This is a genomic window from Chryseobacterium defluvii (assembly GCF_003634775.1).
GTDB lineage: Bacteria > Bacteroidota > Bacteroidia > Flavobacteriales > Weeksellaceae > Chryseobacterium > Chryseobacterium defluvii.
In genome coordinates this window covers 942,467-967,497 of record NZ_RBXB01000001.1, presented here as the reverse complement: position 1 = coordinate 967,497, position 25,031 = coordinate 942,467, and the positions used below count along the sequence as shown (strand labels likewise).

Annotated in this window: 20 protein-coding genes; 3 read left to right on the top strand and 17 right to left on the bottom strand. The window is 37.3% G+C overall.

Going from position 1 to position 25,031, the window contains the following annotated elements; translation table 11 throughout:
* Positions 1-3 precede the first annotated feature (3 nt).
* From uxaC to BCF58_RS04495, 8 genes are all read right to left on the bottom strand, one after another.
* Positions 4-1,422: a glucuronate isomerase gene (gene uxaC, locus BCF58_RS04530; protein WP_121460592.1), complete on the bottom strand. Its 1,419-nt coding sequence runs from the start codon at positions 1,420-1,422 to the stop codon at positions 4-6.
* 127 nt (positions 1,423-1,549) lie between these two features.
* Positions 1,550-2,365, bottom strand: a complete 816-nt coding sequence (locus BCF58_RS04525) for an SDR family oxidoreductase (RefSeq protein ID WP_121460591.1) — start codon at positions 2,363-2,365, stop codon at positions 1,550-1,552.
* Between the two features lie 32 nt (positions 2,366-2,397).
* The gene (uxuA, locus tag BCF58_RS04520; RefSeq protein ID WP_121460590.1) at positions 2,398-3,573 is read right to left on the bottom strand and encodes a mannonate dehydratase; all 1,176 of its coding nucleotides are present in this window, start codon (positions 3,571-3,573) and stop codon (positions 2,398-2,400) included.
* 78 nt (positions 3,574-3,651) lie between these two features.
* Positions 3,652-5,610 (bottom strand): RagB/SusD family nutrient uptake outer membrane protein, encoded by a 1,959-nt coding sequence (locus BCF58_RS04515; RefSeq protein WP_121460589.1) that lies wholly within the window; start codon positions 5,608-5,610, stop codon positions 3,652-3,654.
* Positions 5,611-5,622: 12 nt separating this feature from the next.
* Positions 5,623-8,517, bottom strand: coding sequence for a SusC/RagA family TonB-linked outer membrane protein (locus BCF58_RS04510; protein ID WP_121460588.1), 2,895 nt, complete (start codon positions 8,515-8,517; stop codon positions 5,623-5,625).
* A 96-nt stretch (positions 8,518-8,613) separates the two neighbouring features.
* Complete coding sequence (gene xylA, locus BCF58_RS04505) at positions 8,614-9,942, bottom strand: xylose isomerase (protein ID WP_121461043.1); 1,329 nt, start codon at positions 9,940-9,942, stop codon at positions 8,614-8,616.
* A gap of 107 nt (positions 9,943-10,049) precedes the next feature.
* On the bottom strand, positions 10,050-11,534 hold the full coding sequence (locus BCF58_RS04500; protein WP_121460587.1) for a xylulokinase: 1,485 nt from the start codon (positions 11,532-11,534) through the stop codon (positions 10,050-10,052).
* A 17-nt stretch (positions 11,535-11,551) separates the two neighbouring features.
* Positions 11,552-12,277: an NUDIX hydrolase gene (locus BCF58_RS04495; protein WP_121460586.1), complete on the bottom strand. Its 726-nt coding sequence runs from the start codon at positions 12,275-12,277 to the stop codon at positions 11,552-11,554.
* An 843-nt stretch (positions 12,278-13,120) separates the two neighbouring features.
* Here BCF58_RS04495 and BCF58_RS04490 point away from each other — a divergent pair.
* Positions 13,121-13,873, top strand: coding sequence for a M12 family metallo-peptidase (locus BCF58_RS04490; protein ID WP_121460585.1), 753 nt, complete (start codon positions 13,121-13,123; stop codon positions 13,871-13,873).
* Between the two features lie 106 nt (positions 13,874-13,979).
* On the opposite strand, the gene BCF58_RS04485 is transcribed toward BCF58_RS04490, so the two are convergent.
* The 9 genes from BCF58_RS04485 to BCF58_RS04440 form a co-directional block, all read right to left on the bottom strand.
* Positions 13,980-14,297 (bottom strand): helix-turn-helix domain-containing protein, encoded by a 318-nt coding sequence (locus BCF58_RS04485; RefSeq protein ID WP_121460584.1) that lies wholly within the window; start codon positions 14,295-14,297, stop codon positions 13,980-13,982.
* Positions 14,278-14,517, bottom strand: coding sequence for a hypothetical protein (locus tag BCF58_RS04480; protein WP_121460583.1), 240 nt, complete (start codon positions 14,515-14,517; stop codon positions 14,278-14,280). Before BCF58_RS04480 ends, BCF58_RS04485 begins: the two co-directional genes overlap by 20 nt.
* A gap of 224 nt (positions 14,518-14,741) precedes the next feature.
* Positions 14,742-15,185, bottom strand: a complete 444-nt coding sequence (locus BCF58_RS04470) for a transposase (protein WP_121460581.1) — start codon at positions 15,183-15,185, stop codon at positions 14,742-14,744.
* Between the two features lie 82 nt (positions 15,186-15,267).
* The gene (locus tag BCF58_RS04465) at positions 15,268-15,798 is read right to left on the bottom strand and encodes a hypothetical protein (protein WP_121460580.1); all 531 of its coding nucleotides are present in this window, start codon (positions 15,796-15,798) and stop codon (positions 15,268-15,270) included.
* A gap of 91 nt (positions 15,799-15,889) precedes the next feature.
* A complete protein-coding gene (locus BCF58_RS04460) occupies positions 15,890-18,769 on the bottom strand; it encodes a DUF11 domain-containing protein (RefSeq protein WP_121460579.1) in 2,880 nt (959 codons plus the stop codon).
* 107 nt (positions 18,770-18,876) lie between these two features.
* Positions 18,877-19,299: a hypothetical protein gene (locus BCF58_RS04455; protein ID WP_121460578.1), complete on the bottom strand. Its 423-nt coding sequence runs from the start codon at positions 19,297-19,299 to the stop codon at positions 18,877-18,879.
* Positions 19,300-19,459: 160 nt separating this feature from the next.
* A complete protein-coding gene (locus BCF58_RS04450; protein ID WP_121460577.1) occupies positions 19,460-21,031 on the bottom strand; it encodes a tetratricopeptide repeat protein in 1,572 nt (523 codons plus the stop codon).
* Between the two features lie 538 nt (positions 21,032-21,569).
* Positions 21,570-22,181, bottom strand: a complete 612-nt coding sequence (locus BCF58_RS04445; RefSeq protein WP_121460576.1) for a DUF4142 domain-containing protein — start codon at positions 22,179-22,181, stop codon at positions 21,570-21,572.
* Positions 22,182-22,367: 186 nt separating this feature from the next.
* The gene (locus BCF58_RS04440; RefSeq protein ID WP_121461042.1) at positions 22,368-22,829 is read right to left on the bottom strand and encodes an Lrp/AsnC family transcriptional regulator; all 462 of its coding nucleotides are present in this window, start codon (positions 22,827-22,829) and stop codon (positions 22,368-22,370) included.
* An 829-nt stretch (positions 22,830-23,658) separates the two neighbouring features.
* On the opposite strand from BCF58_RS04440, the gene BCF58_RS04435 reads away from it, so the two are divergent.
* Both BCF58_RS04435 and BCF58_RS04430 read left to right on the top strand, forming a co-directional pair.
* Positions 23,659-24,213, top strand: coding sequence for a hypothetical protein (locus BCF58_RS04435; RefSeq protein ID WP_121460575.1), 555 nt, complete (start codon positions 23,659-23,661; stop codon positions 24,211-24,213).
* Between the two features lie 81 nt (positions 24,214-24,294).
* Positions 24,295-25,005: an ABC transporter ATP-binding protein gene (locus BCF58_RS04430; RefSeq protein ID WP_121460574.1), complete on the top strand. Its 711-nt coding sequence runs from the start codon at positions 24,295-24,297 to the stop codon at positions 25,003-25,005.
* Positions 25,006-25,031 lie beyond the last annotated feature (26 nt).

Genomic DNA, 25,031 nt, shown 5'->3' with positions numbered 1-25,031 from the left:
GTATTAGATTTCAAAATAGTTTTTTGTATTATGATAACAGATATCCTGAATGATCATTCCGACCCATTTTTCGTCATCGGGAAGAAGACCTCTTTCCATTTCACTTCCGAACATATTGCATACAAGCCTTCTGAAATAATCGTGTCTTGAGAATGACAGCAGGCTTCGGGAATCGGTAAGCATTCCTACAAAAGTGCTGATGAGGCCAATATTGGAAAGCGTATTCATCTGTTTTGTCATTCCGTCAGGCTGATCAAGAAACCACCAGGCTGCTCCAAACTGGACCTTGGACTTGATCCCACCTTCATTGAAATTTCCGGCAAGGGTTGCAAGAACTTCGTTAAATGCCGGGTTTAAATTGTAGACAATGGTTTTGGCGAGTTTTCCTTCTGTATTCAGCTCATCAAGTAAAATGCTCAGTCTCTGTGCATAGTATTGTTCCCCAATGGCATCATACCCTGCATTGATTCCAACTTTTCTGAGCATTTCAGAATTATTGTTTCTGGTTGCCCCTACATGAAACTGCTGTACCCAGCCTTTTTCTGCATACATTTTACAAAGCTCTTTCAACATATAACCACACAATGCTTCAGGATCTGAAAATGATGAGAAATTCCCCTTCAGGAATTCAGAAAATTCTCTTTCGAGGCTATGATTCCATTTCGTCGTATCCGGGAAATATTCAAAGCCATGATCGGCTACTTTTGCTCCTGCTTCTACAAAATAGTTGATTCTGGACTGAAGCGCATTCAACAGGTCAGAAACTGATGTGATTGAAAACCCGCAGACTTTTTCAAGCTTTTTGATTCCTGAAAGATATTGTTCGGGATTAATCATGTTAATATAGGAATCAGGGCGGAAAGCCGGAAGAACAACTGTCTTAAATCCACTGTGTTTCAAAGCTTTATGATAAGCCAGATCATCAGCAGGATCATCTGTAGTGCACAAGGCTTCTACCTTAAAATTCTGAATGATAGATTGTGGTAAAAAGCCGGATGTCTGCAGACTTTCATTCATCTGATGGTATACCGTATCTGCATTTTTTGGTGATAAATATTCGTTGATCTCAAAAGGATTTTTGAGTTCCAGATGGGTCCAGTGAAATAACGGGTTACGAAGGGTATAAGGCACCACTTCAGCCCATTTCCTGAATTTTTCCTGATCTGAAGCATTTCCGGAAATACACTGTTCATCAATACCAAAATTTCTCATGGCCCTCCATTTGTAATGGTCACCATCCAGCCAGATAGCTGTTGGAGAACGGAAATTCTGATTGGCAGCAATAACGTCCGGTTCAAGATGATTATGATAATCGATAACCGGCATATCTTTGGCATAACCGAAATACAGGTTTTCTGCCTTTGCTGATTCAAGCAAAAATGATTCTCCGAAAACGTCTTTATTTTTAATGGAATTATTCATTACTTGTTTTTACAATCCTTGATTTTAATTCTCTTTACTATTCAAACTTTAAAAAGTCAACATTTTAAAAACAGGACCTTGAATGGAACCATTAAGATCCTGTTCGTTGTATATGAAGAAAATTGTCTTATACTCCACTGAATGCGCTGAAACCTCCATCAACAGGAATCAGTGCTCCTGTGATAAAACTTGCTGCATCCGAACATAGAAACTGTACAATACCATTCAGTTCCTCTACTTCTCCAAATCTCTGCATCGGTGTTTTGGCCATAACTTTTTTGCTTCTTTCGGTTAAGCTTCCATCCGGATTCAAAAGAATGGCGCGGTTCTGATCACCAATGAAGAATCCCGGTGCCACAGCATTAACACGTATTTTATCTCCGAATTTCAATGCCAGATCAGATGCAAGCCATTGGGTAAAGTTGGTGATCGCCGATTTGGCTGCAGAATATCCGGCCACTCTTGTTATAGCTGAATAAGCTGCCATGGAAGAAATATTAATAATGCTTCCACTTCCCTGCTCAGCCATTATTTTTCCGAAAACATAGCTCGGGTAAATGGTTCCATTGATATTTAGATCGGTAACCTCAGCCCATCCCTTCATATCCATATCAAAAAACGACTGCTCGGGAGATAAGGTTGCGGCCGGAATATTTCCGCCGGCTATGTTGAGCAGAATATCAATTCTGCCATATTTTTCTTTTATTTTTTCTGAGCCGGCTTCAAGACTTTCGATATTCATCACATTGGCTTCTACAGCGAGTGCCTCTCCTCCCAAATCCGTAAGTTCTTTTACCCGGGTATCCAATGTTTCCTGGTTTCTTCCCAGTGCAACAACTTTTGCTCCAGCCTCTATAAAGCTTTTGGCGAGGCTGCCTCCCAAAACGCCTGAAGCCCCTGTGATCACTGCCACTTTGTTCTTAATACTAAACAGGTCTTTCATTTTACTTTTTACTATTTTATTACAAACGCAGATTAATTTTTCTGTAATTCCGACTGAACTGCTGCCATTACTCCTTCAATCTGCCCCAATGCCAGCATTCTTCCTAAAAATGAATAGCCAGGGTTATATCCTTTGTCAACATCTTCTGTTAAAAGTCTTCCGTGGTCAATTCTCATCGGAAGATCAGGGTTTTCTTTTTCGAATACACGGATCACTTCAATGAGCTTTCCTCTTCCTCCCAAATGATGAGCTTCAATGAAATCCCCGTTTTCAAAGACATTTGTACTTCTCAGGTGAACGAATTTGGTCCGGTGGGCAAACTTCTGAGCCAGTTTCGGAACATTATTCTGAAGATTGGCACTTAAAGAACCGGCACAGAACGTCAATCCGTTGTGAGGATTGTCAACCGCTTTCAGAACCCAGTCAATATCTTCTTCATTGGTTACTATTCTTGGTAAGCCCAGTAATGAGAATGGAGGATCATCAGGGTGTACACACATCCGGATATTCCATTTTTCACAGACAGGCATTATTTTTTCAAGGAAATATTTCATGTTCAGGCGAAGCTGATTTTTATCTATGCCATCGTACAATGCCAGTAGATTTTTGAAAATGGCTACCGGATTATCATCTCCTTCCTTAATATTCCCGTTAACAAATCCCTGTGTTTTTACAATCACTGAGTCTATCAGATCATTATTATCTTTTTCCGTTAAGGTATTTTTTAATTCTTCTACCTTTTGAAGGATCTCTGAATTGTAATCGTTTTCGGCTCCTTCTCTTTGAAGTATATGAATTTCGAAGTATGCAAACTTGGCTTTGTCAAAATAAAGTGATGACGAACCGTCTTCCCATTCGTGAAAGAGGTCGGTACGTGCCCAGTCGAGAACAGGCATAAAGTTGTAGCAAACTGTTGTAATCCCTGCTTTACCCAGATTTTCAAGGCTTATGATATAATTTTCTATCAAAGAGTCACGGTCTTCACCTCCGTATTTGATGGCTTCACTCACGGGAAGACTTTCCACAACAGACCAGCGAAGGCCGTGGCTTTCTATATAGTTTTTATAATCATTGATGGCCTCCAGATTCCAGATTTCTCCGTTTGGGATATCATGCAATGCGGAAACAATTCCTTCTACTCCTATTTGACGAAGCGTACTCAGTTCTATTTTGTCTTTTTTGCCAAACCAACGCCAGGTTTTTTCCATAATTTTAAATTTTAATTCAATTAAACAAAGCAGGTGCTTTCACACCTACTCTGTTACTGATATGAATGTAGAAAATAATTAATTGTATCCGGGGTTCTGGTATTTTGCCTTAATATCTGCAGAAACTTCCATCGCATCAATCTGATTCTGAGGAATTGGTCTCAGATAGTGAAAAGGCATGATTGTTCTTGTTACTGTTTGCGGAATGTGGTTTCCATAAGAAGCTCCTCCGATCTGATAAGTGGCAGCATAATCTCCCCACTTCTGTGTACGCACCAGATCATACCATCTGTAGAATTCTCCGTAATATTCACGAGACCTTTCTGCAAGGATATAATCAATGGTAATTACGGATGGCGTAGCAGCAATCATGGCAGCACTGTTATCCGTTACATAAGCAGTATTCTGGGCATTATTGAACTTCCATTTTCCGGCACGGGCACGGATAACATTGATAAGGTCTCTGGCTGTCACAGCTCCTGAAGCTCCTTTTACTGCTGCTTCCGCTGCAATGAAATAGAATTCTGAAAATTTGGCAACACTGAAAGGACGGGTTAATCCCGCATTCGGATATCCTAAACCGTTTGGATCATCGGTACGGTAAGTTCCTATTTTCCATAAGCCAGGGTATACAATTCTGCTGATTCCATTCGGTGCAATTACCCAATCTGCTCTTCCTGACAGAGTACCAGCTCCTACACCGCTTTGTCCGGCTCCTGTAGGGTAAGAAGGCGTCTGGCTGTCATCGTTAAGGAAGCTTAAGATAGCTCCTCCCGGCTGTACAGGCAGATTATTCGCATTATAAAGTACAGGCACTGTCGTAAGACCTGTCCCATTTTTGTTCCAGTTTCCTCTGTACGTGGTTACAAAAGTACCATCATAACGGGAATCATTGGTTTTATCTGCAAAAGTATTTTTAATAACCCCCAAGGTAGGACACATACGAACCCATGGACGCCCCAGGGACTGTGCAGCTTCACGCTGTACTGAGCTTACAACATCTGCTCCTGCCCACGCTGTGGTTTTACTGCTTTTAATGGCTGTGTAGTTCCATGTCTGCATCCATGCCGCAAAATTGTCCGGCGCCCAACCTGAACCAAATCCTACAGGGTCACCTTCATTATAGTATGTACTTGACTGTATATGGTCTGCATACAGCATAGATTCAGTATTTCTGTCATTTGAGCCTACATTGACATCATAGAAGGTAGGCTGAAGCGCATAAGGTCCGGGATTGTTGATACCTTCCATTGCGATATCATAAGCCTGTTGAAAATACCATTGGGCATTATGCCCGTCAGGATCAGTTCTTGCGGCTTCCGGATAAGTTGGGATATTATTGGGATTTTGCAGCCACCATCCGTAGGTAAGATAAGCCTTGGCAAGCATTAATCTAGCCACATTTTTGGTTACACCTCCCGTTACCCTTGGTGATGACGGTAAATTTTCTATTGCTTTTTTAAGATCAGCAAAGACAGCTTTTGTGTATACTTCCGGAACGGTATTCCTTGCAGAATTTGTGGACGGCAAAGTATTATATTTCAATTCTCCTGCACCTAAATCCATAGGAACTCCCCCATAGGTCTGAACCAGCATGAAATAGTAAAATCCACGGAAGAAACGGGCTTCAGAAATCATAGATTCTGCAATGCCGAACCCGGGGCCTTTTTCAATAATTCCATTGGCTGTATTGATGTATGGGAATACTGAATTCCAAACCATACTTGTAGGAAAAGTATTGGAATTGATATTTCCGTTTCCGGACATATCCAGTTCTTTAAAATTGCCATCAGCACTTTGTGCCCATGTAGATTCGTCAGTTCCATTCTGACAATTACTCATAAAGTATCCGTTACCATACAATAATCGGAGCTGTCTGTACAAGGCTGTAAATCCCTGATTAACTCCATCTGCTGTATTAAAATAATCAGCCGTATATATTGATCTTGGCTGCTCATCAAGAATTTCATTACAACCTGTAAACGTTAAAGATAGAAAGATTGCTCCTAATACCAGTTTTTTGTTAAAATTTATCATGACTGTACAGTTTTAAAAGGTTAAGTTAAGTCCCATCAAGTAATTTCTTGTGGAAGGGTTATTGGTTCCTATAACAAGCTGACGGCTTTGATATCCGCTTACCGCCTGATTTTCATTTCCGAAAGAGTTGGGCTCCGGATCCATTCCTGAAAATTTATGATAAGGAGAAAATAATACAATAGGGTTGGTTACAGTAAAGTAGATTCTGAGGCTATTGACTTTCAAGTCCTTTAAAAATTCTTTATCAACATTGTATCCTAATGTAATGGTACGAAGTTTAAGATAAGAAGCGTCAAACATCGCTAAAGTAGAAGAATACTTAGGGTTATCACCACTCAAATGTCGCCCCGGACGCGGAAAATAGGCATCAGTGTTATTTTCTGTCCAGTAATCAACATCTACGTTATTCCCTCTTCCCGTTAATCTGTTAAGATAACTTGCAGACCCATAGATGGTACTTACCAGGATTCCTCCGTGCTGGAAAGCTCCTACCGTACTCAGTTCAAAATTTTTGTAGGCGAAGCGCATATTGAATCCTCCCTGATATTTCGGGGCTGTATCAAAAATTTGTCTGTCATCCGGTCCAATTGCTCTTACAGGGGTTCCATCAGGGTTATAACCTCCGGTGTAAAGAACTTTAATAGATCCTATAACATCTGCCGGGGTGCCCGGTTCCAGAATACTTTGATAAGGGTCACCTGCCTGCCAAAGACCTATATATTGATAATCATACAATGAATTAATATTATGACCTACAAACCATAAGTTATTGACGTCACGTTCTGTTCCGGATGCAAGAGATAAAATCTTGTTTTTATTGGTATAAAAATTAATTCCAGCCTCCCAAGTAAACCCATCCGGATTATCAAAAATGATTCCGTTTAAAGAAACTTCCAGCCCTTTATTTTCTGTTTCCGCAACATTGGAAACAATGGATGACCAACCACTGGTTGCCGGAAGGCTTTTCTGTGTCAACAAGTCAAATGTATGGGTTTTGTAATATTCCACACTTCCCGTAAGACGGTTGTTCAATATACCGAAATCTACTCCGTAGTTTTGTGTTTTTGAGTATTCCCATCCTAAATTCGGGTTGGGTGGTTGACTTCCATAGATCCCTGTACTTCCTGCACTTCCAAAATTGTATGGCGCTACATTATATCTTCCCATCGTAGAGTACGGATCCACTGCCTGATTGGAGGTCTGCCCCCATCCAGCTCTGAATTTAAGGAGATTAATAACTTTGATATTCTCCATGAAAGATTCGTTGGTAACATTCCATCCTAATGATAACGCCGGATATGTATGCCATTTGTTTCCCGGAGCCAGCCTGGAAGATCCATCGGCACGCAGTGTTGCCGTCAGCATATACTTGTTATTGTAAGTATACATTACTCTTCCCATAGCGGAAAGCAAACCAGTTTTCCAGTATATCTGGTCTTCAGGTCTCACTGTAATATCTGCCTGAGGTGACTGCCCCAGATTATAATACTGGAAAAAGTCTGCAGGGACATTCTTTGCACTCATGTATGAGCTTGTATACTTATTCTCTTCTGCGGAATATAGTGCTACGGCATTGATCTTATGCTTGCCGAATGTACGGTCGTAAGTCAAGAGATTTTCCAATACCCAGTGATAAGTTTGGTTATTACCTCTTCCTGCTGCTGACGGCCCCAGAGGGTTCGTATTAAAGACCCCTACACCGGTGTAATTTCCACTGTTTGAAGTACGGAAATCCAAACCTACATTTAACCTGTATTTCAATCCTTTGATTGGAAGACTGGCTTCCCCGTACAGATTGTTATATGATGCAAAAGCCTTGGTCTCATCAACGTATTTATCTCCCAGGCTCTCTAAGCTTTTTCTGGTATAAATCCATGTCTGATCGATACCACCTGCGGTACTCATTACTCTTTTCGGGGTACCATCCGCATTATAAGGATTGGCAATAGGAGAATAACCTAAAACTGCTCCCGGATTTACTCCGTTCCCTTCCGAGATGGAATAGTTTGTATTGGTTGTAAACCCGAATTTAAAGATAGAGCCCACCTGCTGGTCAATAGCCATTCGCAGGGCAAATCTTTCATAACTTTGAATGGGGATTAATGCATTTTGCTTGAAGTATGACAAGCCTACATTATAATTTCCTCCTTCCGTTCCACCTGAAACACCGATATCATGACTGGTCATCATTGCCGGTTTATAGTACAGGCTCTGCCAGTCTGTATTGACACTGTTATTTTCATCCGCCCCGTTTGAATACAAAGGGGTTGTATTTCCCGCAGGAATCGCGTAAGCACGCAGCTGTGCAAACTTAGGACCATCCATCATAGGATATTTTGAAAACAGGGTCTGAACTCCGGTAAAAGTATTGTAGGTAAATCTTGGCTTCTGTCCTTTTGCTCCTCTGTTGGTAGTCACGAGAATAACTCCGTTTGCCCCTCTGGATCCGTAGATTGCCGTAGCAGAAGCATCTTTCAGGATATCAATACTTTTGATATCACTGGAACTTATATCTCCCAGTGATCCTACGAAAGGAATTCCATCCAATACAACCAACGGGTTATTATCTCCTGTCAAAGATCGGGTTCCCCTAATACGGATCTGCATTGTAGCGCCCGGTTTTGTGGAAGTTTGTGAGATATCAACACCTGCCGTTCTTCCTTGTAATGACTGGGTAATATTAGCAGAAGGTACTTCACGCAGAACATCTCCTTTTACTGTAGCTACAGAACCTGTTACAGCTTCTTTTCGCTGGGTTCCATATCCTATCACAACAACTTCATCTATCTTATTTTCTTTAATTACTGTATCTTTTTTAACCTGTGAATATGCTATTCCGGAAGGCAATAAAGTCATTGCAAAAAATAATGCAGCTTTATTGCTTTTATTGAAATAAAATCGGTTCATAATTATTATTTTTTAGTATTAGTTGTTAAATAAAAGGCTGTTTAATAATTATAGTTTATAAAAATCCTTAGTGTTTATAAGCCTTTTATCTTTTTATTATATATACATATTCACGATGGCTTCAAACAATTCCTGTTTTCCGCTTTTTGGCTGTGGTTCGCCGGTTTCGTGAGCTATTCTCTGAAGATCTTCCAGTGTAAGCGTACCCTCCTCGAATGCTTTTCCATTTCCGTTATCAAAAGAAGCGTAGCGGTCTGTTCTCAGTTTTTTGTAATCCGAATTTTCAAGAATATCTGCTGCTGCAAGAAGACCTTTGGCAAAAACATCCATTCCTGAAATGTGGGAAATGAATAAATCTTCGGCATCAATAGAATTTCTTCTGATCTTGGCATCAAAGTTTACTCCTCCTGTTCCCAGACCTCCTGACGGAAGCAGTACAAGCCATGCCTGAACCATATCATAATAATCGATCGGGAACTGATCCGTATCCCAGCCGTTCTGATAGTCTCCCCTATTGGCATCAATACTTCCTAAAAGCCCTGCATCTACGGCTACCTGAAGTTCATGCTCGAATGTATGACCTGCCAATGTAGCATGGTTTACTTCGATATTCAGTTTAAAGTCTTTATCTAATCCGTAGTGTCTCAGGAAACCGATTACTGTTTCAGAATCATAATCATACTGATGTTTGGTAGGCTCCATCGGTTTCGGTTCGATCAGGAAAGTCCCTTTAAAACCTTGCTGGCGTGCATAGTCCCTTGACATGGAAAGGAAACGGGCCAGATGATCTTTTTCACGCTTCATATCCGTGTTTAAAAGACTCATATATCCTTCTCTTCCACCCCAGAACACGTAATTTTCACCTCCCAAGGCTATCGTAGCATCTATTGAATTTTTCACCTGAGTTCCTGCGCAGGCTACTACATCAAAATTGGGATTGGTAGAGGCCCCGTTCATGTATCTTTCATGCGTGAAAACATTGGCTGTTCCCCATAAAAGCTTAATTCCTGTTTCCTGCTGCTTCTGTTTTGCATATTCCACAATGGTCTGCAGGTTTTTCTCATAGTCTTTCCAGTTATTAGCAGGGTCTACCAAATCGATATCATGGAAGCAGTAATAGTTGAAGCCCATTTTAGACATGAATTCAAAACCTGCATCCATTTTGTGCATTGCTCTGGTCACAGCATCATTTCCGATATCCCATGGGTGGTGGATGGTAGGTCCTCCGAACGGATCGCTTCCGTTTGCACACAAGGTGTGCCACCACGCCATCGCAAATCTGGTCCAATCTTTCATAGGTTTCCCCATTACGATCTTTTCTGCATCATAATAGCGAAATGCCAACGGGTTCTTGCTTTCCTTCCCTTCAAACTTAATTTTTTCAATACCCGTAAAAAACTCTTTTGTACCTGTTAAAGTGTTCATATTTATCTGATTAATTTTAATTTGTCTTTTTAATTTTTGCGTAGAGATTCCCTTCTCACTGATTCTCAAAAGTCAGTAAGAGGATGAAAAATACTGTTGTAATTTTTTTAGATTATTTCATTAAGATGATGTTTCCATCTGGCATAGGCTTCTAAATATTGTTCTTGTTTTTCATGTTCGGGCTCTATCACCGCTATTTTTTCAAGTGAAGAAAATGCCTCCCTGGAATCTGAATAAAATCCTATTCCCATTCCTGCAGCTCTTGCAGCTCCTACTGCTCCATCCGTATCATAAAGTTCAATAAGTGCATTGCTGACACTGGATAGTGACTGCCTAAAAATTGAACTTAAAAACATATTGGCATTTCCTGCACGGATCACCTGGATATCCATTCCGATATTTCTCATGATATCCATTCCGTATTCATAAGAGAATACAATACCTTCCTGCGCCGCACGCAGTATATCTCCCTTAGTATGTATATTGAAATTAATTCCGTGAATGGAACAACTTGTATCTTTATTTTCCAGCACCCGTTCAGCCCCGTTTCCAAAGGGAATGATACTTAGTCCTTTAGAACCGATAGGGGAAAGTGAAGCCATATCATTCATGTCCCCGTAAGAAGAAAGTGAGGTTGCGAAATTATGCTTCAGCCAGGAATTTAAAATTCCGGTTCCATTGATACACAATAAAACTCCCAGCCTGATCTGTTCTTCTGTGTAATTGACATGGGCAAATGTATTTACCCTTGATAGCTTATCATACTCCAGCTGGTCCAAAACTCCGTATACCACTCCGGAAGTTCCTGCTGTAGAGGCAATTTCTCCCGGGTTGAAAACATTCAGGGAAAGAGCATTATTGGGCTGGTCTCCTGCCCTGTATGAAATAGGCGTACCTTCTTTTAAACCTAATTCCTCAGCTGCTGTCCTGGAAACTGTTGCCTGAATACCAAATGTAGGTACAATTTCCGGGAAAAAGCTTTTCGGAATCCCATAGTAGTTGATGATATCTTCCGAGATACAGTTGTTCTTAAAATCCCAGAAGATTCCTTCCGATAGCCCTTCAATCGTCATTCCAATCTGTCCGGAAAGCCTCATCGCAATATAATCTCCCGGAAGCATTATTTTGTCTATCTTTTCAAAAATTTCAGGTTCGTTTTCTTTTACCCATGCAAGCTTTGATGCCGTAAAATTTCCTGGTGAATTTAAGAGATGAGTGAGGCATTTTTCTTCTCCTATTGCCTTAAACGCTTTTTCACCATAAGGTACAGCACGGCTGTCACACCAGATGATTGACGGTCTTAAAAGATTCTGATCTTTATCTACCAGGATCAAACCGTGCATCTGCCAGGTGATTCCAATTCCTTTAATATCTTCAGCATGTACTCCGGATTCATGCATGACAGCTTCATGCGCCAATCTCAGATTGGTCCACCAGTCAACTGGATTTTGCTCTGCCCATCCGGGATTCATAGCAGTGATTTTCATTTCTTTTTTGGGAGAAAATTCAGAAGCAATCACTTTTCCACTGGATGCCTCGATGAGACAAACTTTCACAGAAGAACTGCCAATGTCATAACCTAGTAAGTACATAATTTTTTAAAAAGGGGTTATTTTATAAGTTTTGTGTTGTTTTTCTTGTAGATCTTAGCATCAAATCTGTAATATCTTGCTGCGCGGTGGGATACATCTTTTTGAATTTCATCCAAGGGAACAATATAGGGGAATGAAGATATTTTTTTATGGAAATTCTTAATATCGATATTTCTTTCACTTAAAGCACTGTAGAGCTGATAGAGCTGTCTTATGGTAAATCTTTTCGGAAGCAGCTCAAAAATAATGGAGAAATCAGATTCGATCCATTTTCTGATCTCAATCAAAGACTCATTGATGATTTTGTTATGATCAAACGGAAGTCCCGGAACCTCATCAATAGGATACCAGTCTACAGTATCATATTTTGTGCTGTTGATCTTATGATCTATTTTACAAAGAGAAAGATAGGCTACTGTAATGATCCTGTCTATATGATGCTTATATTCCTTATCCATCCATTTTATATCATGCAGGTTGCTTGCCCTCATAGGATCTGCAAAGCACCGGAACTGTTTAAGAACCATTTTTTTTATTCCCGTAAGTTCATGAAGTACTCTTTGTGCAGCATCATCTACATCTTCATCACTGAAAATCAAGCTGCCTGGAAGTTTAATTTGTTTTTCCAATGGTACCTCATCTACGTGGCGCTGTACTAATAATATATTCAACCGGTTTTCATGGTCAAATCCAAAGACAACACAATCTACAGAGACATAGGTATGAATAAAATTCTGATTCATTAGTTCGTTAACATTTTGGTAACATTACAAATATAAAAATTCATCTGAATAAAAAAAATAAATCTCCCATTATATACTGCTTATCAACACATTACATATCGATTTTTTATGATATCAATTGTATAAAAATTATGATAAGGTTATCATTAACTATACACTTACTATTTTCATAAAACATATATTCACAATTAATTGCAATGCACAATATTGAAAAATTGATCATTTTTTTTGAATAATTTTTATGATAAGAAGAATCGTATTTTTTTTATTTTATCTGTATAAAAAAATGTAAAAAACACACTTTTCATTATTAAAAAACAAGTAAATCATTGTTTTAAATTACCATTTTTTACACTCTAACTGCAAATAATTACGAAACAACCAACCTAAACAACAATATGATATAAGAATGTAAACTTGAAAAATTCAAAATATAAACGATAGGTTTATTTGATTACAGATTTGATGCTAAGAACTTCAAATGTCTCAGAAAATTACCTGGTAAAATAAGTTTTGTAATTCTCCTTTAATTTGGCTCAGACGCTCCAAATCATCGATAAAAGTGTTTGAAGATACGCTCGTCTTGGTCACTTAATGACATCATTAGGACAATTTAGACCAAATGGTGTCATTTTATTTATAAATACCTCTCATTCAGCCTTTTTAAAGTATCTTTCACTCTTTTCTTTCTCTAAAACATAATTCTTTTTTAGACGATTAGACTAAAATTCTTTACTATTGATACGAGCCTAAGGAGTCGTGCTTACATGAAATGTATAAATAGTATGACGGCAAGTGGTAAGATAAATAATTTTTGTAATTTTAAATTTATAATCTGATGGTATGTTTAAAAAAATCTATTTTGCTTTTTTACTTCTTTTCTTGTGTATTGCTTGTGAGAGAGACAGTGAGTTTAGTAATGATTCGGGTGATTACAATCATACCCGTTCAGTTGGTTCATCTGCAAATGATCTGCTGAGTAATAATAAATACAATGCCTTGATTCTTGAAATACAATACATGCCGGGTTATGCTCCTGATGCCAATGCTATAGAGCTGGTTAAAAACTTCCTATCCACATTTCTTAAGAAAGAGGGAGGTATAAGTATTGTTACGAGAGAAATTCCGGGGGCTTCTGCTTCGAGTTTGTCACTAAATGATATCAAAGCAATTGAAAATACAAGCAGGTCATCTTTTACAAACGGTTCTACTATGGCCGTGAGCGTTATTTATACCAATGGACAATATTCAGATAATGCCAATACATTGGGAATAGCCTATCGTAATACTTCTGTTGCTTTATTAGGAAAAGTGATTCATGATAATTCGGGAGGGTTTGGACAGGTTAGCAGGACAAAACTTGAAGCTACTGTACTTGAACATGAATTAGGGCATTTGTTAGGCTTGGTTGATTTAGGATCTCAAATGCAACTCAACCATAAAGACCCTGCCAATGGCAATCATTGTAATAATAACAATTGTTTAATGTACTACGCTTCAGAAACTACAGATATCTTAAGCTTCCTTAATACAAACAATATTCCTCAGCTTGATACTAATTGCAAGGCAGATTTAAAAGCAAACGGTGGCAAATAAATGCTCACTTTTAATTCATATGAATTTTAGCCAACTGACACGAAAACCCGCTCTCGGTTTAAAATGCGGGTAAAACTTTGTGAAAGTGCCTGCAAGCAGTTATTAATCAATTCTCAAAATATTTTTTCCATTTGGCAACAGAGTTTCTGCTTAGAGAAAAATGTTTAGCAAGTTCCGTGTTATTAAGACCATTTTCTTTCTGATAATCAAGCATTTGAATTATGGTTAATTTGTCATAGGAACGATGCTTTTGATTGATTTTCATTCCTTCTCTGTTTTCGGGATTAAAAATGATCCGGTTCAATTCAATAATATCCATAGCAGATAATTGCTGTTTTGAAAGAATTGCCAAACATCCCTGTTTTTTCTCCGGATATTTTTTTTCGATTAAATCATTATAAATCTTATGATAATTTGGTTTCATCTACTTTTCCAAATTTTTTAATGATGCTTTTTTTACAGACCACATCGTTTTGAAAAAACAAGACCAGAATGGTTTTCTTTCCCCACCATGTCCTTGCTAATTCATAAGTCCAAACTTTATCATGGTAAAAGTTAAATCCATCCCCCAGCTCCCGGATCACATCTTTCCTGGAAAAACCGACAAGAAAATTCGGATCGTTTATTTGACGTAGTGTCAACATGTTGTCTGTATTTCAATCATATTTATAAATCAATTCTGACAAAACAATCATATATAATTCCGTTTTTTATGGATAAGTGTATTCTTTTTTTCACGATTCCAAAAAAGTAACTTTCCATAATAACAGCATATTCACATGCATAGATCCTTATGGCTGTTTTATTGAGAAATAATTCAGCCTCTTCCAAAGATTTTCCGATTAATTTCTTATTACACATTGTATCTTTAAATTTTCTTGCTCTTTCCGTACTTGTCCAGCCATTTGTACAAAGTTGTTTTAGGAATACGATATTCATCAATTACCTGAAGTTTTGTTTTCTCGCCAGTTTCAATAAGCTCAATCAAAAAATTTATTATTCCGGCTGTATAAATATTCTTCCTAAATTTCGGAAGACGGCTTTTACTTTTATCAGGAATAGAAAATATCTTGTTCCCCTGTGGGGCATACAAAATGAGATGCTGCGAATAGATTCTGAAAAAATCATAGCCTAATAATTTACTCCACTTCATCATTGTTTCTGCCGTCATATCACAATCTCTGAACATTTGTTTGATTTCAACATCAGTACATTGAAAGAAATTACAGATCCTGGTCATTTCGATCCCGCATTCTTCCACTCTTTTGCAGATAAGCTCACCTATATGGATTTTCTTAAAATCAAAACTCATTTTTCTTTTAGAATAGTTTCATATTTATTTTACATGCTTAAAAGCTATCAGCTAATGGCTACTTATTAATCTATTTGATGCTTTATTTCCAATAACTCCAATTTTGCCCGTCATATATTGCCAGCATATCTGCAGCAGTATCATACACCATTGTACCAGCAATTGCTCCTTTGACCGTCGTATGCGGGTTGGCTACTAAAGGCAAAACCATCGCCTTAGTAGTTGATTCTAAAACCAGTATTCCCGGCTTAGTTGTAGAGCCCGCCCCTATAATTACACCTTTAGTCCCCGTTACATCAGGACCTGCATTTGAAAACGAATGAACGACACCTTGATTCTCATCTGTGAGAGAAGTCCATCCTCCGTTATTATTGTTATTTATTCCTTCATATACTTCTACTGCTTTCCTGGAAGTATTAAAAACAAATGTTCCTCCCACTGATCCCGGAGCCGCAGCTACCGAAGGTAATACGATTCCCTTATTACCCGTTCCAAACTCTACAAGAGCACTTTGATTGACAATATTATCCTTTCCAAAAGCTACCTGAGCATGGACTGTTTTGAAAAAAACAAGATGGACAAACAATATTAAGACCGTTACTTTTCTATTCATTTTTTTTAATTTTTAAATTTTATATTAGTAAAGAGCTGCCAGCACCTATAAATAAATAACTGGCAGACTCAAGCACCACAATAATTATCATTTATTCATTACACCCTCTCTTGATACAGTTCCATCCGGTACGGGAATTATCAACTCCCGGGGTGGTTCCCCTGTACAGTTGCACACAATTCAAATCTGTATTGTAAATAATCATTCCCTCAACAGCAATCAAGGCATCTCTTTGAGTTGTAGTCATGTGGGTTATGACCATACCTTTATCATTACTGTCTAAAACAATGTGCCCGTTTGGAACACTCTGTGGCCAATTAGCAACAGTAGGACGCGCTTTGGTAAGGATCCCTATCTTAGCAAAACTATCAGGTGTACCTGTTGCTCCTGGTTTTATACAGTGGCAAGGAATAATTTTTTTACCTGAACCATATCCGGTCATTGCAGTAACACCAACCACTGATTGTGTGGCAGTTACCGTATTTGCTATGGCAGTATTCCAGCTTATGATATTGAAACTATTTCCATTAAATAATACTAAAGGGAATAAGGGCCCGCCGGAAACTTTACTTCCAAACATGGTTACATTACCTGCCGGCCCGATAACCACCCTGATCAAAGGAGCAGATGCTGTTCCTGTCATCGACCATACATCCGGAGTATTCAGTTCATATTGATCTCCGTCGGCAAAGCGAATATTTATTCCTGATGTTCCGGAAGATTGAAATTGAATTTCCTGGGTTGCCAACTGCACACCATTTATATTCAGATTAAAAGAATTGTCTAAGGTATAAACATCGAATACGAACCCATAATCTGTAGCCGGTTGGTTAAAGGTAACCGGTGTTCCATTGCTGGTACTGAAGTTATTTCCCTGTACATCTTCAGTACATACAGGTGCGGGTGAAAACACGATGCTGTTGTTATTCAAAATATTATTACAGCTGCCTCCTGAGCCATTATTAGCACATTCATATTCAGCGTTTGTTGGCGGAACTGTAACATTGGTATTCGTAGCATCAGGATCCGTAACATCGTTAGGACGTAAAATAGTGGCTTTGACCGCTTGATTTCCAGAAGCAGCCAGATAAGTGATCATGGTTGAAAAATTATACGTGATCTCACAGCCGCTTGGTAAATTCAAGGATGAGGAATAAGTATGTGTTCCTGCATTATAACTTAACGCTATCGCTTCAGATCCACAACCATTAGCCGTGAAGCTAAACGATTGAGAATTAAATCCGACCGGAAGTGTAAAGGTGAATGGTGCTCCCGTTACATCGCTGGGTCCGTCATTTTTCACTTTCACCGTATAATTGATTGAGTCGCCTGTTGTAACTGCTGTTTGGTCCGGTATAATTTGCGTAATCTTTAAATCTGCTACCTTTATTTCCACACTCGTTGTAAGAACAGTAGCATTTCCTTTGATAAATGTCCAGGTGTCTATTGATCTAGTGTCACCAAACTGTCCGGATGTACCTGTACTCCCTATTCCCCATATATGTCCATTCACACTACTGCTAATCCCGGTGCTGTTTACGGGCGGTAGATGACTGTTGTTTTTTGGATCCGTATAACTGCCTCCCGGCGAATTATTTCCATTAGAACCATTAGGTACATCCGTATCGTTCCAATATACAATATCTGATACTACATTATTTAAGTTGGTATGATCTAACAACTGAATAATAGTCCCGTTTTTATTATATTCCATATCAAAAAATGGAAAATGAACTTCTGCTCCCCGAAGCTGCACAGTTACTGTAGCCGGTAGTGTTCCAACCGGCAATGCATTACCAGCCCCGTCTTTTCCATCCCAAAAAATATTATTTACCCCGGAAACCGATGCTCCGGTCAAAGTTCTCGTTACAAAAGCTGCCGGCGTACTGGTACTTTGGATAACAATATTATATTGCCCCTGCGTACCCGCGTTGAATTTTATATAGCCACCTTTATTGCTAAACTGCCCCGATGTTCCTTCAACACCGGTAAGTTGTACATCTGTCACATCAGGAGCAACTACAGAACTTTTCAACCAAGTTGTTCCGCCTGGTATTGCCCCTGTCGATTGAGCAGGAAGATCGGTAGCAGGTAATGTGTAAAATAATTTATGCGTGATATGTTTAGATGTATCTGCATTATTGGGATTATGCACTTTTCCTGTTAAAAATGCCGTAGATGACTGATCGAGACTTTTATAGACCGGTTCCTGGGTAGTAACATCTACAAACCCGTTATTATTCACAAAAAAAGTGAAGTATAAACCATTATTCCCGTTATTATTTACTTTATAGATATATCCGTCTTTTGTAAGCACATAGATCAGTCCGTAAAATCCATCCGCATTGGAACCAGACGTTCCGTTTGACAGATTCAGAATATTGGTATAAACACGTCCATTTATAAAACCTGTATTGGAAGTATTTATTACTGATACATCCCAGGCCGATATTCCGGAACTGGTATCCTGCACCCAATTATTATTGGCTGCAATGGTTGTACTTGGGTCGCCCGTACCTCTCCCAACAAATTCAACACGATAGATCCCTTCTGTTGTTGCAGAATAATAAATAGGAGTATACCGGTTTCCGCCAGTCTGCCCAAATAATTGAGGACCGGCCAACTCAGCTGTACGATTGGTTATCTGACCTGAACTGGTATTATTAATCACTTGAGTTCCGTCAGGAGCAAACAATTTAATTCTTCCGTTCCCTCCATTTTGTGCGCTGGAAGCTAAGGCAATTCTTTCTCCTACTTTGGCATATACATAGTGGATTCCTTCATTGGCAAAAGGCCAGCTTGATGTAGTTGCCGTACTTGATCTCATGAATGCTCGATAACCAGTTACCCCTGAAGGATAAAGATCTTTGGATCCATCTGCAAAAAGAGATCCGCTACATAACATGCATACTAAAACAACAGTTAAACGCAGTTGTAGATGAGTTATCAGATTTTGTAATTTTTGATTCATTAAAATAATTTTTATTGTGTTTAATTAGTTTTTGGACAAGAGGTATCCGGTGCTTCAAAAAAAGAATGAAGCATTATAATGAGATACTATATAATTGTTGATAGTGTTTATATAAGATAAGGAGGAGGTCTTACTGCATAACTATGAGAGATAAAATGTTTCGAAATATTTTTACTAACCTGGCTGTCGGAAATTAAGCTGACAATAAAGTCTGAAAAGAAATTTTTATAATATGTATTTTTAATTTTATATAAACAAAGAAGGGGAATAGAGATGATTGCAGTTCTGTTAAAAAAATAAAATACATTTTTAGAACTAAATGCAGATTCTTCAGTATCGAAGAGAGAAACAGTCATATTGCGGCCTATACATGCCACGTCATCCCCATCAATACTTTTGATGGTATTCTGACTATATGCAGTGTTCGAAATAAATAAGCAGAAAGGAGTAAAAAAAATTAATCGAATTCTGCTTTCTAAAAGAGCACCTTGGGTTACTCTTTTTTGAAATTGTGTTTTTGCATTCATCATTTTAACTACTAATTTATCTTAAGCTAAAGAAAATGGTCTTTCTTAAGATTTATTAGGTAAATAGTGAACCTTATAGCTCACTTCTGACTCACACAAAAGTACTGTGGTATAAGTAATTATAAAAATGTTATACTTATCACTTTCCGTAAAATGATAATCTCTATCCTTCTTCTACAAGCTCTTCCTGCAAATGTTTTATGAATATGGAAGGAGACATGGAGGTAGTTTTTTTAAAAATAGTGGCAAACTTATTTTGAGAGGAAAAGCCTGCCTCTTCTGCTAAAACGGCAATTTTATATTTCCTGTATTGGCAATTATCTTTTAATTTTTTTATCACATAATACACCCTCAAATCATTGATGTAATTATTAAAGTCTTTCTTTTTGTAAGTATTGATGACATAAGAAAGATATTTGTTATTGGTTTCAAATAAAGAAGCCAGAGAAGAAAGTGAAATATTGTTATTGGTAAACAGATCCGTTTTTTCAAATTCCTCCAGCCTCTGCAATATTTTTTCCTCAGTAGCCGTAGTCATAATCGCTGAATATTCGGATTCCATAGCCTTTTCTTCCTGATTTTCCTGTAGTGTTCCGGCGATTTCCTTTTCAATTTGCTTTCTGACATTTATCTGGGCAATTATTTCCCTAAACCTTCTGATCGTCCTTTTTTGTCTTCTTTTTGTATAACTAACAAAACCAGCTGTTCCTGCAACCATAAAGACAGCACACATCAGAATTATTATATTCTTAATAGAATTACTTTCAGAAATCTTTGTATTTTTTTCTTCCAATTGATCGTAAGATTTGCTAACAAAACCATACGATTTTTCTTCAATCTTGCTTACCACAGAATCCTGTTTTTGCTGAACTTTGGTAAGGTTTTTCATATCCTCAATTACAGTATAATATTTTTCAACGGTTGAATACACTTCTTTTTTTAACTGAAGATATTTTGATTTATCACTAATACTCTGAGCCAGATCAATATATTTTTTAGCGGCAGGTAAATCCCCTTTCTCAATATAAACCTGGGCAAACCCATTGTAAATTAATCCGGTAATATGATTTTCCGGGATATTTTTGCAAAAAGCAATGGCTTTGTTATAATGAGCTAGTGCCCTGTCAAAATCTTTCAGATAGAAATAATTTAATCCCAGCAACTGTTCATTATTGGAGGAAAAAAAACTCAAATCTTGTTTTGTCAGATTAAAATATTCCTGGGATTTGAGAACAGAGTGAATGGATTTCCGATATTGCTGTTGCTCCATGTCACAATAGGCCATTTCCTGCATCAATAGACCGAGGATATTGTTTTTCAGCTCAGGATTTTCAATTTGTTTCGTGATATTTAATGTTTTGGATGAATAATTTTCAGATTGCTTATATAATTTTAAAAACCGGTATTGAGTCGCCAAAAAGCCATATATTTTAGCTTTCCACACATCATCTTCTGTTCCCTCAATAATCCGTTCCGATCTAAGAGCATATTCCACAGATTTCTCAATATCTCCAGACTGCTGATACAAACTGGCAGCGAGCATGAGGCTTCTGGCTTTATAATAAGAAGTTTCAGAAACAGTATATAAAGAGTCTGCGATTTGAACCGCTTTACTAAAATCTTTTTGCGACGTTTCAAGATAGGTTTTAGTAAATATTATATTATAGGCATGAGCATCCTGAGCACTTATAGAAATATAAAGTGACAAAATAAAGACGAAATACATTTTTTTCATTAGTTCATTAGTTTTTCACATAATGCAACCGGATTAAGTGCTGTAAAAATAAATCATCATCATCGTTACCTAAAATGCCGCATTTATCATTTTCATGAAAATGATAAACTTTTATCTTAAAACAAGATGAGTTTAAAGTAATCTTTACATCCTTAAAATTCCGAATATACATTCATATAATTCAAAATTAAATTATTTTTCAATAATATTTTTTTATAGATGCGAATTTATATAATATAAAATAAACTAATAGAAATTAATATAAATAAAAATAAAAGAGCCCTCTATGTGTTGATAAAGCGCTCATTACATTTTTTTTCGTCAATGTTTTCTTAGAATCAATTACCATCGAGGTATGCTTCAAAATTATAATTTTGATTCTTCAAAAAAAACAGATTGATGTATCACATGCAGGAATATGAAAACAGCTATTTATTGATTCCTCGTATATTATTACAACCAATTTTTCTTCATTTCAGGGAATAATCATAGAAAATCCTGCCGAATGGCAGGATTTTCTATGATTATTTTTGAACGTCTATTTTACAGCATTCTTTGCTTTTTTCGACTCCATCAGGTGGTGCTCTAAAGTAGGAAGGGTTTTGTCAGCAAAAGACTTCAAAGACGCTTCTTTACCCTCAGCAGCTTGTTTTTTAAATTCTGCGATATCCTTTTTATGGTCATCCACCATGAGAGCAGTGTATGCACGATCAAAATCCGCTCCTTTTTTCGCTTTCAGATCATCGTATTCTTTTTGCTTTGCAGCATCTAAACCAGCAGGAAGAGTATAGCCCACTGTAGATGCCCATTTCGTAAGCTCATCATTAGCTTTACCATGATCTTTAACCATCATCTGTCCCAGCGCTTTCACCGTTGCATTGTTCGCATTAGTAGCTGCAAGCTGCCCCATCATCACTTCCATTATTCCGCCTTTTGCAGCCGCATCTGCAAATTTTTTATCCTGATCGCTAAGAGAATTTGCTACTCCGGAAGTGTCTGACACCACAGTTGAGTCATTAACATCCATCACAGTATCGGCGGGAGCAATTACTGCAGCACTATCTGCAGACTGGTCAACAGCCGTAGTTTCATTTTTTTTGCAAGCCACCATAGCAGCAACTGCTAACAGGGCCAGAATTGAATTTTTCATATTATAAAATTTTAAGTGGTTTAGTTAAAATTACAACATATGATACTACATTCTAGCCGCAACAATTTTTTTGCCAAAATGTTAATAATCTGCTTTAAGCTGACTCAGATTCACAAAAAAGCTTACAAAATTTGCAAGCTTTTTATTAATTAAATATTTCGTCCTGATGAACTTATTTGCATTCAGTTATATGGTCAATCCATGTATATTTTTCACCTGTGCCATTACAAATGTACTGTGGGTACTTCCAATTGACGGGACCGCTCCAAGTATATTAAAAACGAAATTCTGATATTGCTTCATATCCCGCACATATACTTTCAGAAGAAAATCAAAATCACCTGAGATGCTGTAGCATTCGGCCACTTCTTCTATTTCCAGAATCTCGCGTTCAAATTCAACGGCTAAATAGCTGTCGTTACTTTTCAGTTTCAATTGACAATACACGGTAAATCCAAGATTCAACTTTTCAGCATCCAGAATTGCGGCATATTTTTTTACATATCCTTCCTGTTCAAGACGCTTAACTCTTTCAAAAACCGGGGATGGAGAAAGATTTACTTCTTTAGCAAGCTCTTTAACGGTAAGTTTTGCATCTTTTTGAAGCAACCTGAGTAGTTGTAAATCTTTATTATCTAGATGTTCCATAGAATAATATTCTTTTAAAGGGTGATTTTCAGCCAAAGATACAGAATTATATTCTTTATTATGTGTATTTTTAAGATTAATTTACTTAATAATAACATAATTATTATTTATATATTCTATATTTTTACATTTACACCAATCAGATATGAGTAATTAATATTATCTGAGGATAATAGAAAGTAAAAAAGGGAATTTTATATTTGAGATCACTCCAATCGCGGAGTGGTCTCTTTTAAATCGAAAAGAATTTTTACTCAGTTTAAATACTTTTAGGGAGGGCAGTTATACAAATCGTATAGCTGCTTTTGTTATTATATACAATAACAGCAGGTTCAAAATTAATAAATTGAATATTTTCTTTACATTTGCAATCAAATTTTACACACAATGAGAAAAAAAACAATTAACAAGAACTCTTCTTTAGAGTTTATTCTGCAGCATCGTTTATTCAAAAACACATTATTAAATTTTCTAACTTAACCATTGTAGTACAACATCTGGGTAAAATTAACAATTATTTTAAACCGGAAGCTTTTTCCTAGCGTAAAAAATAAATCGAACCCTGTGTTTTAATAAATTACGAAATAAAATCATTTATCACTACAAAAAATGCATTTTCAAAGCAATACTAATGTAAAACTCTTGCAAGTACCATTAATAAAGGGTTTTTAAAGAAAGAATATTATTAGGCAACGCATAATATCATTTCTTCCGCACTAATGGATATTAAAAAAAAATACTACTTTTGCTTAAGAAAATAAAGATTGTTTTTGAATATTTTTATTCATAATTTAGATACACCAATTATAAAAAATTAAAATCCAGTAAAATGAGAAAAGTACTTCTACTATTTACTTGCCTGTTCAGTATTTCTGTTTTCTCACAAATTAAAGTGCTGAAAAACGAAACTTTAGTGGAAATTGGCAAGGATAACTCTGTAGGTTTATATAAAAAACAAGATAAATTCACCATTAATTATCAAGATCTTAATACCAGTAATTTAAATACTTTCAGATCTTTTTCGTTTTTAAATGTAAACGGAGATGTTGAAGACCTTTATAAACTGATTACTGACGGATTTATCGATACTCCTATCGGAAATATCACTCTTGAACTCCCTAATGATATTATTGAACTGCATTATGAGAAAAATTACGGACAACCTACCGTACAATTTATCCAGTATATCAACAAGAACAGAAAATATGTTGGAAAATCGCAGTTCCTGAATAAAAAACAGGTCGATAAAATCTTTGGAAGAACAAACGGAAAGTCTGCCTTATATGGTAAGCCTGCAACGATGAACAACATGAATACTGTTAAACCGGCTACAGCTTCTACTTCGGCCCCATCCAACAGTAAGACCAAGAAATCGAGAAAATAATTATATTTTTAAATATTCTGCAAACTCATTCCCCGCGAATGAGTTTTTTATTTTTATTTTTGCAAAAAGATCATTAAAACTATGTCTCTTCAGGTAACGAATTTAACTAAAAAGTTTGGGGAACAAACTGCTCTCAACAGCATCAACATTTCTATTGACAAGAATGAAATCATTGGTCTTCTGGGTCCTAACGGAGCCGGAAAATCCACTTTAATGAAATCAATTGTCGGTGCCCTGAAGATTGATGAAGGTGAAATTATCTTTAATGGCAACAACATTTCCGAATATGCTATCGAAAGTAAAAAGAAAATCGGCTTTTTACCGGAAAATAATCCGTTATATCTGGAAATGTATGTAAAGGAATACCTGCAGTTTGTGGCCAATATCCACAAGATTCCTGAATCCAGAGTGGACGAAGTGATTGATCTGGTAGGAATTACTCCCGAAAAGTCTAAAAAGATCGGGCAGCTATCCAAAGGGTACAAGCAGAGAGTTGGTTTGGCTCAGGCAATCATTCACCAGCCAGACCTTTTGATTCTTGATGAGCCTACCAATGGCCTTGATCCTAATCAGATTATCGAGATCAGAAATGTAGTGAAAGAAATCGGACAGGAAAAAACAGTGTTGCTTTCCACCCACATCATGCAGGAAGTGGAAGCGCTTTGTTCCCGTGTAATTCTTATTCACAAAGGAAATATTTTACAGGATTGCCCTATTGAGGAATTCAAAGGCAAATTCGGAAGCCTGGAAGAAGCCTTTGCCAATTATACTCAAATGGAAAATCAAGTTTAAATCATAATAAATCCCGCTTTAAAAGC

Excerpts from the sequence above, each read along its gene's own strand:
- uxaC (WP_121460592.1), bottom strand. The coding sequence starts at position 1,422 with ATGAATAATTCCATTAAAAATAAAGACGTTTTCGGAGAATCATTTTTG.
- BCF58_RS04525 (WP_121460591.1), bottom strand. The coding sequence starts at position 2,365 with ATGAAAGACCTGTTTAGTATTAAGAACAAAGTGGCAGTGATCACAGGG.
- uxuA (WP_121460590.1), bottom strand. The coding sequence starts at position 3,573 with ATGGAAAAAACCTGGCGTTGGTTTGGCAAAAAAGACAAAATAGAACTG.
- BCF58_RS04515 (WP_121460589.1), bottom strand. The coding sequence starts at position 5,610 with ATGATAAATTTTAACAAAAAACTGGTATTAGGAGCAATCTTTCTATCT.
- BCF58_RS04510 (WP_121460588.1), bottom strand. The coding sequence starts at position 8,517 with ATGAACCGATTTTATTTCAATAAAAGCAATAAAGCTGCATTATTTTTT.
- xylA (WP_121461043.1), bottom strand. The coding sequence starts at position 9,942 with ATGAACACTTTAACAGGTACAAAAGAGTTTTTTACGGGTATTGAAAAA.
- BCF58_RS04500 (WP_121460587.1), bottom strand. The coding sequence starts at position 11,534 with ATGTACTTACTAGGTTATGACATTGGCAGTTCTTCTGTGAAAGTTTGT.
- BCF58_RS04495 (WP_121460586.1), bottom strand. The coding sequence starts at position 12,277 with ATGAATCAGAATTTTATTCATACCTATGTCTCTGTAGATTGTGTTGTC.
- BCF58_RS04490 (WP_121460585.1), top strand. The coding sequence starts at position 13,121 with ATGTTTAAAAAAATCTATTTTGCTTTTTTACTTCTTTTCTTGTGTATT.
- BCF58_RS04485 (WP_121460584.1), bottom strand. The coding sequence starts at position 14,297 with ATGAAACCAAATTATCATAAGATTTATAATGATTTAATCGAAAAAAAA.
- BCF58_RS04480 (WP_121460583.1), bottom strand. The coding sequence starts at position 14,517 with ATGTTGACACTACGTCAAATAAACGATCCGAATTTTCTTGTCGGTTTT.
- BCF58_RS04470 (WP_121460581.1), bottom strand. The coding sequence starts at position 15,185 with ATGAGTTTTGATTTTAAGAAAATCCATATAGGTGAGCTTATCTGCAAA.
- BCF58_RS04465 (WP_121460580.1), bottom strand. The coding sequence starts at position 15,798 with ATGAATAGAAAAGTAACGGTCTTAATATTGTTTGTCCATCTTGTTTTT.
- BCF58_RS04460 (WP_121460579.1), bottom strand. The coding sequence starts at position 18,769 with ATGAATCAAAAATTACAAAATCTGATAACTCATCTACAACTGCGTTTA.
- BCF58_RS04455 (WP_121460578.1), bottom strand. The coding sequence starts at position 19,299 with ATGATGAATGCAAAAACACAATTTCAAAAAAGAGTAACCCAAGGTGCT.
- BCF58_RS04450 (WP_121460577.1), bottom strand. The coding sequence starts at position 21,031 with ATGAAAAAAATGTATTTCGTCTTTATTTTGTCACTTTATATTTCTATA.
- BCF58_RS04445 (WP_121460576.1), bottom strand. The coding sequence starts at position 22,181 with ATGAAAAATTCAATTCTGGCCCTGTTAGCAGTTGCTGCTATGGTGGCT.
- BCF58_RS04440 (WP_121461042.1), bottom strand. The coding sequence starts at position 22,829 with ATGGAACATCTAGATAATAAAGATTTACAACTACTCAGGTTGCTTCAA.
- BCF58_RS04435 (WP_121460575.1), top strand. The coding sequence starts at position 23,659 with ATGAGAAAAGTACTTCTACTATTTACTTGCCTGTTCAGTATTTCTGTT.
- BCF58_RS04430 (WP_121460574.1), top strand. The coding sequence starts at position 24,295 with ATGTCTCTTCAGGTAACGAATTTAACTAAAAAGTTTGGGGAACAAACT.